Origin of the sequence: Lacticaseibacillus porcinae, from assembly GCF_003946305.1 — a bacterium.
Lineage (GTDB): Bacteria > Bacillota > Bacilli > Lactobacillales > Lactobacillaceae > Lacticaseibacillus > Lacticaseibacillus porcinae.
In genome coordinates this window covers 69710-83406 of the sequence record NZ_RHNS01000005.1, presented here as the reverse complement: position 1 = coordinate 83406, position 13697 = coordinate 69710, and the positions used below count along the sequence as shown (strand labels likewise).

The following is a 13697-nucleotide window of genomic DNA, read 5'->3' as shown; positions in this document are numbered from 1 at the left end:
ACTGTGGCTCAAGTATCTTACAGCGGCACTGGTCGCCGCAAAAACTCTGTTGCCCGCGTACGCTTAGTACCTGGCACTGGTAAAATCACGATGAACGGCAAAGACGTTCACGACTATTTACCATATGAACACTTGATCTTGGACATGACCCAACCTTTCAGCATGACTGAAACCACTGGTCAATATGATGTCCTTGTTAACGTCAACGGCGGCGGCTACACTGGCCAAGCCGGTGCAACTCGTCACGGTATCGCCCGTGCGTTGCTCACTGTTGACCCAGACTTCCGTGGTGCTTTGAAGCGCGGCGGCATGCTCACTCGTGACCCTCGTATGAAGGAACGTAAGAAGCCAGGTCTCAAGAAGGCTCGTAAGGCTAGTCAATTCTCAAAGCGTTAATCCATTCGATTATCGCCCAAGAAATGCCGGTGCAACGGCGTTTCTGCGAATTTCTTTTACAAAAGTGGTTGCGCGGATTTCCGCTCAATCACTTTTTTTCTCCTACAAATTGGTCCGATTTTGGGCCGATTTTTTTTTGCTCGTAATTGTTAATCAAATTGGTCGGTGAGTTTTTACGTTGCGTTGGGCGTGTTCATGACAAATGTGATGCCTTTTCTTTGGCTTCTGCCTTGGCACGCGCTTCCGCAATTCGTTTAGCAAACATGTTGTTGGTCGTGAGGTTGACGATATCCGGCGTGTTAACGTAGATGCGAGTCGTCGCCACGTCGGTATGCGTTAGAGCCGCAGAAATTGCTTCCATAGTAGCACCTCCTTCTAATGCCAAAGTTGAATATGTGTGGCGCAATTTATGGGGATAGGCATGTTTTAGCGATGGATGTCGCTTCCCTATGGAGTTTAGACGGTAATTCAAAAAATCGGCATGTAGCGGCTGATTCATGTGCCCCCGGTTGTCTGTATAGGTGAAGACAAACTGTTCGCCGTCTAACTTCGTGATGCCTACTGAGGCTAATTGATCAGCTTGATGCTCCTTCCATTTTTTTAGTAATGCGATGATGAAATCCGGCAACTGAATTTTGGTTTGCTTGTGTCCTTTTGTGGGACCAAGTTCCTTATGCTTGTTTAGGGCATTCATGACATAGATATATCCATTCTCTAGGTCAACATAGCGCCAACGCAACCCATAAGATTCGCTTTTACGATCGCCAAGATTCAATGTTAGCACGAAAAGTAGATATTCTTCTTCTGAAAGTTTTCCAGATTCGAGGTCGGTTCTTGCAGCATCAATCCAAGCAATCAATTCATCGGCAGTCAGAGCTTCACCTTCAGCAACACGCTTATCATGAAGCCGCTTTTTCTTTGGTGAATTGACAAAACGCAAAATTTTAGCAATCCGGTTAACTTCGATGAAGTCTGCTGCTTCAGCTACATCAAAAAGTTGACCGACGTAACTTTTGATGGTTCTGATATTAGCGTATTGCTCTCCTAAGATTGCCAATTCTTCCATGACAATCTGGTTATGCTCATTGAGATAGGTCAGTGAGTACTTTCCGAATAGAGGGAGCAAGTGAAGCCGGAAAATGTTCTTGGTTTGGTCAACTGTTGCTTTAGTTGGAATTGTTCGAATACGCCCGCTACCACCAGCTTCATAGAGTGGAAGCCAAAGTGTTTCATAAAAATCTTTGAATGAGATCTCTCCTTTGAGTGACATAACGCGATCAGTTCCGGTTTGTGTCACGGTTTCAATTTTTGTTTGTATCTCCCTTTCTAGGCGTTGCGCCTCTGCCTTGGTTGGAACGGTCTTGCGAAAGCGTGATTCTCCGTTCGCGAGAATTTCGCGTACGTTTTTTGGGAAAAACACTTCAACGCGGTAGTTACCAGCCTTTGTTTCGTGAATAGTCATATCATTTACCTCCTACAGTCAGTTGTACGACGATAGAACGTAAGAAAACTACGAGGTCATCATACCATCTACCGATTGAAGTTGCATAGTTGTCGATTTTTGCCTGTGGATAAGTTGTGCATAAGTTCTTAGGATTTGTTGAGATGCTCTGACATCTTGTGCATCCACTTGTCAATTTCGACTCGATCTAGACGGATAGTTCCACCTATAACAATCTGCGGTAGTCCGAGCTTGATCCAAATAGTTAGCGTGTTGAATGCAATCCCTAAATATTCGCAAGCTTCTTTTTTTGAAAGGTAGCGAACATTTACCAGCATGTCAGCGCGCACCCGCTTGGTCTCCATTAGAATCATTTGGTAGATTTCTTCGCGAAGCTTAGTGAGCTGCTCATCCGCTAATACCACTGATAGTATGTTTTGATTTGATACTTCCATGAATTAGTACCTCCTGGTATACGGTCTATTTCTGCGCTTGTAGACCCTCTCATAGGTACAGTCGAAATTTTTGGTGAAAATGGGACAGCCCTGCTGATTTTTTTCAGTAGGGCTTTTTTTCGTGGCTGATGAGACCGTGTTATTCGGTATGAGGTAGCAAATAATAAATATTTTTGAATTCGATGTCCCATATTCATGTTTTTTTTCGACTGTAATTGGTGAAGGGGGAAAGTACTATTACAGGAGGCAAGATATGAGGACCGAATTAGAGGTTTCAAGGATATTCGTTCAGTTTATTACGAGCGGTGTGCGCCACATGCGAATCGATTCATACCGTAAACGAAATATGCAAGCCAAAACGATACCGATTTACCCAATGGAACTCCAATTGATGGATCAATTACGACTTCGTCAACCAGCACGGCTGCTTGAGACGGTTCCAATCAATCAGATTCCGCATCTCGAAGATTATATTGTGAACGATAGGCTATCAGATGCTATTGCACGATTAAATGACGAGGAAAAATTCGTTATCTATTGTAAGACTGTTGAGACCATGACGGATGCCGAAATTGGAAGCTTGTTAGGCCGTAGTCGGTCGGCAATTAGTAAACTGCGGCACCGGTTATATCAAAAACTGCTGAAAGTTTATCAAGACGATGCTGATGGGGGTAACTAATGAAGCAAGCACGTAATCTTGTTCCTACCATTCGGAAGGCTCAGTCAGGTGATCCAATAGCAATGAAAAAGCTGATGAAGGATTTTAAGCCGTTGATCGAGTACAATGCCCGGTATGGACGAGCTCATATTGATGAAGACGAATCCCAAAGCTTGTACTTATTGGTTTTCATCATGATTCAAGCTTTTGATTTGGACCTTTATTTAAACGGTGGAGGTCATTAGCCGTTAAATATGCAAACTGCCAATACATATATATCTACGATAGTGGCGTGAACCCTTCCCCCGTACTAGCGCCATCCGGTCCGGTACCGGGCAAGTAGGTATTGTGAACGAGGAGGTAATAATGGGCAACAACACACGTTTTGATCGACGGAAATTTCATGAACGTCGAGTATCTCGATTCTCGATGACGGACATGATGCAGCAGGGAATATTTGTTGAAGATAGTCTAGGTCGAGAGTGGATCAACAACGATAATGGTTATTTCACGTTACAGGCATTCCCTGAGGCAAACAAACTGGTAATCCTGTCATTGGGTGAAATATATCGCAAAGCAAGGATCGTTCTTGATGGGCATCGGCGGATCATTGCAAGACGACGCAAGTCAGATGACCGACTTGATCGCATTGCATTTGTCCCTAAGTGAGGTGCTGAAGATGGCAGTTAACCTTAATCCCCATCGGAAAGTCCCAGAGTGGGAAGTAAAGCTATGGGTATTGGAAGCCCGCTACGGCACAATAGTCAAGGCGCCGGATGACGATCCTGACTACCTTGCTTTGCGCGAAGCAGTGGCTAAGATGTTTTCGACTAACCGTATTCGTTGATTTTAGCCGACCTAGGTTGAAGTTAGCGCGTCAAATTTGGCTAGCCATCCACGTCACGGGTGCCACCAACTTTACGGAGTTGGTGGTAGTCGTGAGTGTACGACGGATCGTCGTGCACAGTCATGTTCTTTGAAATCTGAATAGCACAAGAACCTAGCCCGCCACGTGCCATACCGTTGCGGTTGCTGCCAAAGGAATAAACCAACGCATAGGCAGTGCTAGAAGCCCAAACGGGAAGCAGTATGGCACATTGCTCGGGGAACTATTGCCATAGTTGGCTAACACGTTGGAGCGTGTTGGTGCAAGACGTGATGGAACTGCCCCAGGTCGTCGGCTAACCTGATGCCGTCTACCTTCCTTGTGATAGAGGTGAACAGGACGTGTGCGTTGGAAAATGATGGTGTGGTCGTAGGAACGCCGAGAAGATTGGTAGAGCAGGGTTCGATTCCTTGCTACCACATATTGGAATAAGGTAACGTCACCAAGCGTGAATAACCAGACTGAGTGACGTCACCTTGATCGGATGTCGTGAAGCGATTGCATGATTAGCGGATGGAGGGACATAATGGTCGTTAGTAAGGACAAATTTCGGCGTCAGTTTACGCTAACGCCGACTACTGCCAACGAGATCCAAATGATTTGTCATTCGACCGGTGAGACCTCTTCAGAAATGGTGCGCCGCCTGATCGAGTGTGAAGCGATGTTGATCCAGCGTGGTTTTGTAACTCATGTAGCTGGCCGGAGGTGAAAACATGCGTGAAGCAATAATTCAGCGAATGACAAGATGGACTGTGTTTGGTGTAATTCTTGATGATGCACTGTTTTTCGAGAATATTGTATTGTTTGTTTTTGGGCACACATCATGGCTGCTGGGAATGCTGGTCGTTGGGATCCTCTTTGTGGGAACCGTAGTATTGGCGACCATTACGATCCTGTTGGACTCGTCAACCAAGGCAGAGAGGATAGACAAGGAGAATCAGTAAAGATGCAAGATGAAAATTTAGCAACAGTAGATAGTGCTTTTGAGTTCGATGCGTTAGCTCAAGCGATGATTGGCTCACTTTCCGCAGATAAGACGCGGGATTTTAGTGATCCATATTGGTTGAATGCAGCACACCAGGCATACACCGCAGTGCTCGCTACTCTGCAAAAGAATCAGGAGGAAGTCTCACTTGAAGATGTGAACCGTGACTTGATTTACTTGCTGCGAGACGATCGACGAGATACGCGTCAACGGATGCTTGCACCGCTAAGTGACGAGACTGCTAAGCAAGCATGTATTCTTGCATCGGGGATTGTCGCATGGCACTTAGCCAAATTGTAGTCGTCTAAACAACTTGGTGGAGCGGATTTTTTCATGCGCAATGAAACAGACTCCAGATTGATCGGCGGAAAACGATCGCGCAGAGTCTCACTCCTCAGGATTGTTATCGTCCTAACTATGGCGGTGACGTGTTGCCCATGGTGCGCGGAAGGGTTCGATTCCCTTCGACAGCATACCAGCAGTGATGCTGGTAGTTTTGTTCTCTGTCAGAGCTTGCCTTAGTTCTGCCTTGGCAATTTCAGTCCCCCTGTTGTTGTCGCTGACCTTGACCACAAATCAAGGTCGGTCATGTTGCTTCCGGTGACGCTGAGGTTTTCAGCAAGTAAGGGTTCGACTCCTTTTGGCGACGTTTATCACTGAATCTGTGGGTGATAAAGGTGAAAAAGTTATCCACAAGTCAGCTAATCCGTTGCGGCACAAGGAATTGCGCGTTCGTGACAAGCTGGTAGGCGTGGCGTATTCTTTAATTGTTAAAGCGGGAGCGATGAATGGACGGGAGGATGACAATGAAGAAAATCGCGGCTACATTCACCATAGTGTTGACAAGTGTTTCGATATTGTCGCTTGCTGGTTGTGGATCAGGGGCTAAATCCAGTCAAACTCAGACTCAAGTGACAGCAATCTCAAAGAGTCAAAGAGCAAACTCTCATACAGCTGACAAAGACAAGGCTGGTTCAAGCAAGAAGCGCGGTAATGGATCAGATGAATCTAAGGCGAGCACTGAGAGCGGCAAGCGGGCAAAATCTAAGACTGATGTCAAACATGGATCGCTGATTGGCAGTGGGTCAAAAGCTTCGGGCAAGTCGAAGTCTATGACTAGCAGTTCTACTGGAAAAGTGGTTTCAACCAAGCGTTCTTCCAGTGCTAAAGGGTCCTCTAAAACAGAAGTTGTTATAGGGACCAAGCCGACTGCTTCTGCAAGCACAGCAGGCAGGGTTAATTCGTCTGGCCATACGACAACATCTGCGAAGGCGATAACGCCAGCGCAGAATCAGGTCGTCAGTTCACCGGCGAAGAACACACCCACTGCTTCGAGTGCGAGTCACACTACCGCGCCGGTTACAAAACCAACGACTAGTTCATCGCCGACGACGACAAACACTAAGCCCGTAACCCCACCGGTGGCAGTTCACGCTACGGAGCGCGTTGGCGCTGGTGGCTTATTTAAGACGTTTGAAGCGGTACGCTCTGCTGAAGTCGCGGCGGTAATGGCGAGCGAAACGTATGATGAGGGACACGTATTTTCGGTGTATATGAGCGACGGCTCGATAGAATGGTCATGGGAACCAACCACGCTCGGCGGTTAACAAGAAACTTATTTAATGTGCATATTGCACGATTATTGGCGACTAGGAATTCTTCTGGTCGTCCTTTTTTGTCTTGGAGGTGAAAGTTATCGCTCAACATAGCAAGATGAAGCAACATCGCTGGAAAGTATGGTTGACTCTAGTCATATGTGTGGCTGGCGTTGTGGCTGGCCTTTGGTTGGCCGCAGGATCAACCGTACAAGAGATAATCGATTCGCATCAAGCGGAGACTACCGCCAAAACGTTTAAGAAAACGATGCATACATCGAATTCAAAGGGTCACAGGTTACCTGAAAATGTCGTCAGTGTGCCTTCAGTAGGTATCTACCAGCCGGTCTATGCAACACCGAGTGGCCTGAACTATGGGGTCTATGGTAGTGGCAATGTGAACAACAATTTCATTATTGCCGGCCATTCCAGCTACGTCTCCGGAGTCTGGTTCAGTAATCTCTTCAAGCTCAGGACATCATCTGGCTATGTTGTTCATGATGGTGCACCATACCGTCCCAGTGACTACAAAGGCGACAAGGGTGCTGGCGGTTTGGTGTATCTCTACACACATGAGGCGAAGTACACCTATCGAGCGGATAAAGCGTATACCGTGAAAGCAACTGACACAACGGTGACCGCTCAAGGAGACGTTGGAGAACCAAGGCAATTACACCTATATACGTGTCCATATATGAAGGATAAACATCCGACGATTCGTTATGTCGTCCAAGCACAGTTGATCAAAGTTCAGTTAACCAAGTCTGGGGTTCGTGATCATGTTCAGACACAGTTGACAGTCAAGTAAGTTAGGAGGATCTGAATGCGAAGGATTCGAGCTGAACCCCAGGGTTGCTGACTCTCGAAATCGACAACTCACGAGGAGGAATTTTTATGCACAATGTGTTGTGCAAGCGCCCACGTCTAAAAACGTTGGCGCTTATTTTTATGGGTTTGATTGCTTTTGTTGCGACCCTTGGGTTCTCCAACGTGCACACCACACACGCTGCCTCCGTTTGGATCAATTCAGGAGCTGCGGATCTGGCGACATCGTCTAAATGGAAGACTGCTAGTGGGACATCTATTACTGAGGACGGTTGGTGGTGTAAGCGTGATGGGTCGGCGAATGGCACGGTATTATTTTGTGTCCAACTCGGCGCGCCTTTAAACAACAACCTGAACACAGGCTTTGCGGCCACGACAGTAACTGATGCGCAGCATAAGCATATTTCAGAGATCGCTTATTACGGCTACTATGCGCAAAGCCACACGTATACAAACGAAATGTTTACGCAGTGGGCTATCTGGCAGTATCTGGGCGACACTTATGTTAGCTCGTCACTGACCTCACAGTACAACGCTTGGAAGGCTAACGTGAACGCCAAGGTTGCGGCATACGACAAAGCACCATCGTTTAATAACACAACCGTCAATATTGATGCTGGGACTACCAAGACTTTGAATGATACCAATGACACGTTGAGCACATACGCCTCAACGGCAACGTCCACACCAGCGGGACTCAAAGCGTCCATCTCTGGAAATACGCTTAATATTACCGCTGCCAATAATGCGGTGGTATCTGGTGGCGCCATCAAGTTCGCTGATAATATTGCAGCCACATATGAAGGGGCTGCTTTGCTGTATTCACGCCCTGGGTTTCAATCAGTGATCTTGCCAAAGATTGACCCAACGTTTAAAAAGTTCACGGTCAAAGTGAACGTTAATCATTATGGAACGGTCAAATTGACCAAGCAAGATGCTGAAACCGGAACAGCACAAAACGGCGCGACCTTTGCCGGTGCCACGTTCAAACTGACGGATACCAAAACTGGCGCCACAGAAACCTTGACCACAGATGCGTCGGGGACTGCGGTGAGTGGCAAGCACGCGATTGGTGACGGCTACAGCATCGTTGAAACCAAAGCACCAGCTGGCTACAAGTTGAATACCACGCCGGTAACCGGAACGTTCAAACATGTTAGTGGCGATACCACTTACAGTGCAGCCTCGGTGCAGACTGCCGCAACCATTAAGGATAGCTATATTTACCACGCTCGCATCAAAGTCAACAAACAAGATAGTCTGACTGGTACTAAGCCTGAGAATGGTAATACGTTTGCCGGGGCAGTCTTCAAATTGACGGATACCACAACGGGAGTCTCTGAAACGTTGACGACTGACAGTAAAGGTATCGCAGTGTCTAGTGCCAATTTTGCGGTTGGTGATACGTACACCTTAGTTGAGACGACTGCGCCCAAGGGCTATCAACTCAATAGTGCTGTCGTTTCTGGAACATTCACTCGGACCAAAGAAGATGGCTATGCCAATACCAACGCACTCACAGTTAAAGACAAGGTAATCCCTGATCAGATCTCGATTCATAAGACCGATGAATCGGGCAAAGATCTTGCTGGGATCAAATTCAAGATTTCTGACACCAAGGCTGACTTGATGGCAGGGAAGTTCTTGAAGTTGGCTGCGGATGGGAAGACCGTCGTTTTTCCTAATCAATCAGGCTATTCGGACAGCTTACAAGACTACGTAGCGACGACGGATGCCAAGGGGATCGCGACCTGGTCTAACATTGTGAAGCCTGCTTCCAAGACTGATCGGACTTACTACTTCGATGAAATATCGACTGACAAGGATCATCAACTGCTGACTAAGGGGAGCGCAATCTCGGCTGGCGACACTGGTGCGAACAACACATACACGGTCGTCAACCAATCCAAAATCAAGTTGCCGAACACAGGTTCACAAGACGCTGCAAAATTAGCAGTCGTTTTGATCGTTGCAGTGCTTGGTGCTTCTGCTGTTGGGGTCTCACTAGTGATCAACAAGAAAAAGGGGAACAACTAAATGAATCAAGTGAAGAAAGTAAAGCATCTACGGTTAGCCTTCACCGTTTGTGGTGTGGCTTTGGCCTTGGGGGCCGGGAGTGCTTTTGTGATCAATGCCACGAACAGCTCGACGGTACATGCTGCGGAAGTGCAACTCGACGCCAATAGTGACTTCGCTCGGCTGGCACCGACCACCGTCAACTACACCGTGCATAAAGGTATGACTCTGCTGGGGAAGACACAAGCCTCAGTGGTTGATGATGGCAATGCTCAGTCATGGAATAACGATACGACCGACTTTGATCCGGCCAAATACGGGAAGGTTGGCTATACGGCTTACGATATCACCAACACGATTGAATCCGGCGACATGACCGATGCAGGACTAAAGATGATTGGCGATGACATTGCTAAGGATCCAACCGGAAATTATTACATTAAGAATGCTCAGACGAAGACGGCTGAACAGTTCATCACTACTGGTTCGACTACAACCTTTAAGAATCTTGCTGCCAGCGATGACAACAGTGAGCATCATGTGTGGGCAATCATTGAAACCACTCACCCCAAAGGACTCGTTACTCAGCTCTCGCAGCCAATCATCGTCGCCTTGCCACTGACGAATACGGCGGGGACAGCATGGCAAACCGAATCCAATGGGTATCCTAAGAACATCGTGCAACAATTGAAATTTACGTTGACCAAGCATGGCGATAGCCCTTCTGGGGACGGCAAGACCAGCTACTTACCGAGGATCCCATTCCAACTGTACACAGGAAAGCCGGGTCCTGGCAAAGCGACCGGTACAGTCGTTAAGACAGACGCCAATGGTGCGTTGACGGTCAGTGGTTTGGTTCGAGGCGACTACTACTTTGTCGAGGAATCATCGTCAGACGTTGCGGATATTAATAGCGATAGCGACGCCACCTACTTGCTTGGCGCAAACGCCCGCAACGACAGTGCCAACAAACTGACCTTTAGTATCGGTGAAGACGGCGTGGATCCAAGTACGCTTCACGCGGACGTAATGAACTACCATGCCCCAGACATGCAAAAGACTTTAGAAGATGATCACAATTCCTTTACCGAAGGGACGCTAGCGGACTTCAAGACCGCGATTCATATTCCAAACGATATTGATGGTGGCACCGGTAGTGAAATTGCGGGCCAATCATATATCACGGAGCCGTATGGGGTCTTTGAGGGGACTGATACCGCCGATGCAGGGTTGACCTGGAATCGTGCGGAAGCGAACTTCAAGGCGACTATTGATATTAATAGCAATGGCAAGGTCGATGATGGTGACGTGACCTTAAAAGAAGGCACCGATTATACCTTGACTGATCTTGCCGATGGTCGAGGCTACAAGATCCAATTCATCGTCAACAACGGAAAGGTGTCCGATACTGTGGCTAAGTATCAAGGTGGCGAAATCAATCTCACCTACTCGGAAGTGATCAACAACGATGCGGTGATCGACTCTGCTTTGTACAATACGTTTGATCTTGGCTATCAGAATCATCCACTCAATGTCGGAAAGCAACATACCCGTCACATCAAGCACAAGGTTCCAGTTTACACGTATGGCGCGCGGTTCACGAAGCAGTCTTCGGGCCTCTTTGGAACCGGGATCGCGCGCACGCCGCTTGAAGGCGCACAGTTTGTTGTCCAAAATGCGGATGGTAAGTTCTTCAATGGCTTTAAAGACGGTGCTGACGATGATGCGATTGCAGAAGCTCAGTGGGTTGATAAGGCCGCTGACGTCACAGCAGGGATTTTGACTTCTAACAAGGACGGGAACTTTGCCATCAAGGGCTTGATCGCCGGTAATTACGTGCTCCAAGAAGTGAAGGCGCCAACTGGTTATGAACTCAATAATCACAGCCAGAAATTCGTCGTTGGCCCGAACACATACACAAACACGGTTTATGTTGCCAGCGACGATGTCAAGCCGACCTTGCCAAATACAGGGTCCAATGAATTCAAGGCGATGGTCGCCATTAGCGTTGTCGTCATCGCTGGGGTTGCGGCGGTTAGTGTCTACGAGGTCAAGAAGCATAAGGTGGCCTAGCATATGCCAAATAGACAACCAAAGACAATATTGGAAACGGCGGCGAAGTCAAAATCGTACCACAATCGCAGACGGCGTCGTGGTGCGCTGATCTTGTTTGTGGCTTGTCTAGTCGTCGTGGTGAGCGCAATTGGGTACTACGGATACACGCAATTTGAAACTTATCGCCAACAACAGATTGATATCAATAGCCTAGACCATCAAGGCACAGTGATCGAGCGGCAGGCCCAAAAGCAAACTCGCGGGACGACCAGTGCCATCAACTTGCAGGATCAGCAGTTGAAGACCATTGGCGCGGTCATGATCCCCAAAATCGCCTTACGCTTGCCGATTTTTTCCAATTCTTCTGATGCGGCATTGGAGATTGGTGCGGGTTGGTTGCCGGCTTCATCGCCTTTAGGTGGCGGTGCTGGAACGCATGCGGTTATTGATGGTCATTCGGGCAAGGCCAAGCCTTTGTTTACTTGGATCTCTGATCTGAGAAACGGTGACAAGATTTATCTCAAGGCTGGTAAGAAGATGCTAGAGTATCAAGTCATCAATCGCGTCAAGCAAGGCGATGGCGTGTACGCGCCGACTTATGTCAAAGACTTGACGCCGAAGCCTGGACAAGATTTATTGACGTTGATCACTTGTTATCCGTTGCTTCAAAACAAGCAACGACTACACGTTACGGCTAAGCGAGTCCCTTATGACGGTCAGCAAAAGCAGGTCTCATATTGGGCCTACTTGATGAATTATCGACTTGAGTTGATTGTGGCGATTATCTTATTGGTGATTCCGCTGGTGGCGTTCATCATCACAAAATGGAGAAAGAAGGGAAACAATGCAACTAAGTAAGCAAAGCGTCGTCTCGGCGCTATTGATTTGTGGCGTCGCGCTGAGTATGGGCTCAAGTGCGACCGTGTTCGCATCGACTGATACTGGTGTCGCAGCGGTCAATAGTTCAAGCGTTGCAAATAACGAGTCTTCTGAGGCGGGTAGCGATGAAGCAAATGTGATCACCCAAGATTCTGAATCAGACGCAAATAGTTCAAAAACCGAAGCGGTAATGGCGACTAAAGTACCATTAACCCCTGCTGAATCAGAACAAGCCGTGAAACAAGTGATCGAGATCCACCAAGTAACCCCGATCGAGGGTGCGGCGGACAAAGACCTTGCCAACACGCTTAACGCGGGTGTCAACGGATCGACGTGGAAAGTTTATGATGTGACACCCCGATTTGATGAATTGGTGAAAGCTCAAAAGGTTGATACCAAAGATACGGATGCCCTAGCTCAGATTCAGTTGACGTTGAGTGCTGAAGCGGGCAAAGCTGATGGCTATCAAATTGTGACTAGCGGTGTGACGAAAACTGTCAACGGCGAGCCTGGGGTCTTGGATGTCCAAGTTACCGTGCCGGCTCACAGCTACAAGGCGTACACGTTCGTTAATACGTCTGCGCCGAGTCGTGTTGATCAAGCTGCTAGCTTTACCTTAATCTTGCCAGTGGCTGACGATGATGGGAATTTCCCAACAAAACAAGTGATCGAGCCTAAGTCCGGAGTTACGCCCAAGCCGGTGACGACTACTAAGTTACAACAAACTGGCCACACGTTGAACGAAGGGACGACTGCGGCAGGCATGAGCCTAGCAGCGTTAGGCGCTATTGGCGCCGGAGTTGTGGTCAAGAAACGCAAAACTGAATAAGGATTAGTTGCTGAGCTTGTCGCTTAGCCTGATCTAGTGGAGAGAAAGTCGCAATTTTTGGACTTTCTCTTTTTTTATGTTGTCGTCGATGCCGTCGGGCAACTGATGCGGAGGTTTAACTCCTTCGGACAACATTGGCCAAGAGGTCAAAAAACAACGAGTCACCGGAAAACAATCAATCAGTGGCGCGTCAATGAATAGCCAAAATAGGAGGTAGCTATGGCAGTAAATAAAAGTGATTTGAGTCGTGCACGCAAGCTTGCGACGACGGTCTTAAAGCTCAATAGTGTTGATCCGGATCAGTGGTTATACGACCAGTATCAAGCGGTGATTGATGAAAACACCGAAATCATCGTGAAAGCATTAGGACAAGTTGCGAAGAACCCGCTTGCCGCAAACCCATTGAGTGGGAGTGGCGTTGTTGTAGAAGGGAGTCAACAACATGAGTAAGGTCACCACAATTCTGCAATACATTATTACCGCAATTGGGACGATTGCAGGGCTTTATGCAACCGTCAAGCTTGGTATCTACGGCATGGCGCACATGGAGAAGAACCCGCAAAAGGTTGAACAAGCCCGTGACGGTTTGAAAAACGTTGCGATTGGCTTGCTGATCACGATCGCAGCGGCGGCCATCGTATCCTGGCTGAAAGCGGCTTAAAAGGAAGGTGAGTACC

General features: G+C 47.8%; 16 protein-coding genes. 14 read left to right on the top strand and 2 right to left on the bottom strand.

All coding sequences use genetic code 11. The features are described 5' to 3' along the window. Nucleotides 1–3: 3 nt before the first annotated feature. Nucleotides 4–396 (top strand): 30S ribosomal protein S9, encoded by a 393-nt coding sequence (gene rpsI, locus EKM92_RS06375; RefSeq protein ID WP_125709042.1) that lies wholly within the window; start codon nucleotides 4–6, stop codon nucleotides 394–396. Nucleotides 397–589: 193 nt separating this feature from the next. Here the strand turns inward: rpsI and EKM92_RS06370 are convergent, their stop codons facing one another. Together EKM92_RS06370 and EKM92_RS06365 are read right to left on the bottom strand one after the other, a co-directional pair. Then, nucleotides 590–1858 (bottom strand): site-specific integrase, encoded by a 1269-nt coding sequence (locus EKM92_RS06370; protein WP_125709040.1) that lies wholly within the window; start codon nucleotides 1856–1858, stop codon nucleotides 590–592. A 128-nt stretch (nucleotides 1859–1986) separates the two neighbouring features. Then, nucleotides 1987–2292, bottom strand: coding sequence for a helix-turn-helix domain-containing protein (locus EKM92_RS06365; RefSeq protein WP_125709038.1), 306 nt, complete (start codon nucleotides 2290–2292; stop codon nucleotides 1987–1989). A gap of 253 nt (nucleotides 2293–2545) precedes the next feature. Between EKM92_RS06365 and EKM92_RS06360 the strand changes: the two genes are divergently transcribed. The 13 genes from EKM92_RS06360 (at nucleotide 2546) to EKM92_RS06300 (ending at nucleotide 13681) form a co-directional block, all read left to right on the top strand. Then, nucleotides 2546–2971, top strand: coding sequence for a sigma-70 family RNA polymerase sigma factor (locus tag EKM92_RS06360; protein WP_125709036.1), 426 nt, complete (start codon nucleotides 2546–2548; stop codon nucleotides 2969–2971). After that, nucleotides 2971–3195 (top strand): helix-turn-helix domain-containing protein, encoded by a 225-nt coding sequence (locus tag EKM92_RS06355; protein ID WP_003663026.1) that lies wholly within the window; start codon nucleotides 2971–2973, stop codon nucleotides 3193–3195. The genes EKM92_RS06360 and EKM92_RS06355 overlap by 1 nt, the downstream gene beginning before the upstream one ends. A gap of 121 nt (nucleotides 3196–3316) precedes the next feature. Further along, nucleotides 3317–3619, top strand: a complete 303-nt coding sequence (locus EKM92_RS06350) for a hypothetical protein (protein ID WP_125709034.1) — start codon at nucleotides 3317–3319, stop codon at nucleotides 3617–3619. Between the two features lie 930 nt (nucleotides 3620–4549). Beyond that, the gene (locus EKM92_RS06345; RefSeq protein WP_125709032.1) at nucleotides 4550–4780 is read left to right on the top strand and encodes a hypothetical protein; all 231 of its coding nucleotides are present in this window, start codon (nucleotides 4550–4552) and stop codon (nucleotides 4778–4780) included. 2 nt (nucleotides 4781–4782) lie between these two features. Then, a complete protein-coding gene (locus tag EKM92_RS06340; RefSeq protein ID WP_125709030.1) occupies nucleotides 4783–5121 on the top strand; it encodes a hypothetical protein in 339 nt (112 codons plus the stop codon). A 506-nt stretch (nucleotides 5122–5627) separates the two neighbouring features. Then, nucleotides 5628–6428 carry a hypothetical protein gene (locus EKM92_RS06335; protein WP_125709028.1) on the top strand — a complete coding sequence of 267 codons (801 nt, stop codon included), beginning with the start codon at nucleotides 5628–5630 and terminating at the stop codon, nucleotides 6426–6428. A 106-nt stretch (nucleotides 6429–6534) separates the two neighbouring features. Further along, entirely contained in the window at nucleotides 6535–7224 is a 690-nt protein-coding gene (locus tag EKM92_RS06330; protein ID WP_225420732.1) for a sortase, read from the top strand. Nucleotides 7225–7310: 86 nt separating this feature from the next. Next, nucleotides 7311–9278 (top strand): thioester domain-containing protein, encoded by a 1968-nt coding sequence (locus EKM92_RS06325; protein WP_125709026.1) that lies wholly within the window; start codon nucleotides 7311–7313, stop codon nucleotides 9276–9278. Beyond that, nucleotides 9279–11330 carry a SpaA isopeptide-forming pilin-related protein gene (locus EKM92_RS06320; RefSeq protein WP_125709024.1) on the top strand — a complete coding sequence of 684 codons (2052 nt, stop codon included), beginning with the start codon at nucleotides 9279–9281 and terminating at the stop codon, nucleotides 11328–11330. Between the two features lie 3 nt (nucleotides 11331–11333). Further along, a complete protein-coding gene (locus tag EKM92_RS06315) occupies nucleotides 11334–12170 on the top strand; it encodes a class C sortase (protein ID WP_125709022.1) in 837 nt (278 codons plus the stop codon). Then, complete coding sequence (locus EKM92_RS06310; RefSeq protein WP_125709020.1) at nucleotides 12157–13020, top strand: pilin N-terminal domain-containing protein; 864 nt, start codon at nucleotides 12157–12159, stop codon at nucleotides 13018–13020. Before EKM92_RS06315 ends, EKM92_RS06310 begins: the two co-directional genes overlap by 14 nt. A gap of 219 nt (nucleotides 13021–13239) precedes the next feature. Beyond that, nucleotides 13240–13470: a hypothetical protein gene (locus EKM92_RS06305; RefSeq protein WP_125709018.1), complete on the top strand. Its 231-nt coding sequence runs from the start codon at nucleotides 13240–13242 to the stop codon at nucleotides 13468–13470. Further along, entirely contained in the window at nucleotides 13463–13681 is a 219-nt protein-coding gene (locus EKM92_RS06300) for a pilin (RefSeq protein ID WP_054715233.1), read from the top strand. The genes EKM92_RS06305 and EKM92_RS06300 overlap by 8 nt, the downstream gene beginning before the upstream one ends. Nucleotides 13682–13697 lie beyond the last annotated feature (16 nt).